Here is a 1,404-nt window from a genome sequence, read left to right as displayed (position 1 = left end):
CAAAATCGTGGCTCATAAATATCGTAACCGTCGTCAGCGCTATGATCTTAGAATGAAGCTGTTTGCTGGTATCATTAATTTCGAGCTAAACCTATGACTTTTGCAAGAGGTCTAATTAAATGCTATATCTTTATACATTAAAGAAGCTAAAGATCGTTTAAATATAAAATTATTTATAATTATACAGCTTGCATTCTTGTTAGTTCTTTCTATATTTTATATGCCAAACTTAATAGAAAGAGGTTATATTTCTGAGTTCGTTGATATCGGTATCACATACGCAGCTTATACTTTTTGCACAACTATGATTCTATACACAGCAATAAAATATAAACCACTGTTTTTTCTTTCTCCTATAATACTACTTGTTTATTTTTGGATTTTACAGCTTTTCATAATAGTCTTAGAACCAATATTTAATATAAATATTCAAGAACCTGATTTAAATCAAATAGCTTTAAGTATTGATATAAAAATATCAATGCTATCTTACTTGCTGTTTTTTATCTTTGAAATTTTTCGAAGAATATATTTAAATCGTTTCAATAAAAGTATAGTCAGCTCAAAATAAAATTGTTATGGTTAGGACAAACATCATAAAACAATTTGGATAAGTCATTTTCCATCCAGCCTTGGCGTAGAAACTTCACTTGAGCCCATTTCTTTTCGATAGGGTTTAGGTCTGGGCTGTACGGCGGCAACCAAAGAATACGATGCCCGTGCCTGTTTAGTAGCTTTTGAATACGCTTACTCTTATGAAATTTGGCGTTATCCATCACAATCACGCATTTTGTTTTAAGACTTGGGATTAGGGTTTGTTTGCACCAGTGATAGAAGACGATGCTGTTGATGTTTGTCTCAAAGTAATCTAAGGCAAACAGCATCTTGTTATACAGAGCACCGATAACGTTGGTTCGCTTTTTACCTTGCCAGTTGTAGCTATCGATACAAGGCTTACCAATCGGTGCATAACCATGAGAACGAGTGGTCTGACTCTCAAAGCCGCTTTCATCCATATAAACGTAAACACCCCCAAATTTAAAACACCAAATAAGTAGAACTAAGCTGCCATATTAAGTTTCTGAATCGGCGTAAAGCCACCATTACCCATATTGGGGCTCTCGTTATTATAGTGATACAGCCAAGCTTCAGCCTGGTGCCGTACTTGATCTAAACTATCAAACAGTTCTTGATTCAGCCAATCATAACGCACTGTCTTATTAAATCGTTCAACATAAGCGTTTTGCTGTAGTGGCATAATGAAATAGGACAGTAGATAAGAGATACCATCTTAAAAAAGCCAAATCAAGCACTAATTAGCTCAACTTTTGCTTGGTAAGACTGCTGATGTTTAATCACACCGAAACAGATATGCACAAGCTTGCGCATCGCTGCACAGACAGC

Annotated in this window: 1 protein-coding gene and 1 pseudogene; both read right to left on the bottom strand. The window is 35.1% G+C overall.

The features are described 5' to 3' along the window. Positions 1 to 557 precede the first annotated feature (557 nt). Positions 558 to 1,016: an IS630 family transposase gene (locus tag JMX98_RS13830; RefSeq protein WP_227680193.1), complete on the bottom strand. Its 459-nt coding sequence runs from the start codon at positions 1,014 to 1,016 to the stop codon at positions 558 to 560. A gap of 44 nt (positions 1,017 to 1,060) precedes the next feature. Further along, positions 1,061 to 1,249: pseudogene (locus JMX98_RS13825) on the bottom strand (integrase core domain-containing protein); the annotation flags it as partial. Positions 1,250 to 1,404 lie beyond the last annotated feature (155 nt).

This window comes from Psychrobacter sp. HII-4 (genome assembly GCF_904846595.1).
GTDB classification, from domain to species: Bacteria; Pseudomonadota; Gammaproteobacteria; order Pseudomonadales; family Moraxellaceae; genus Psychrobacter; species Psychrobacter celer.
The sequence above is the reverse complement of the archived record's forward strand: the minus strand, read 5'-3'. Positions and strand labels throughout refer to the sequence as shown.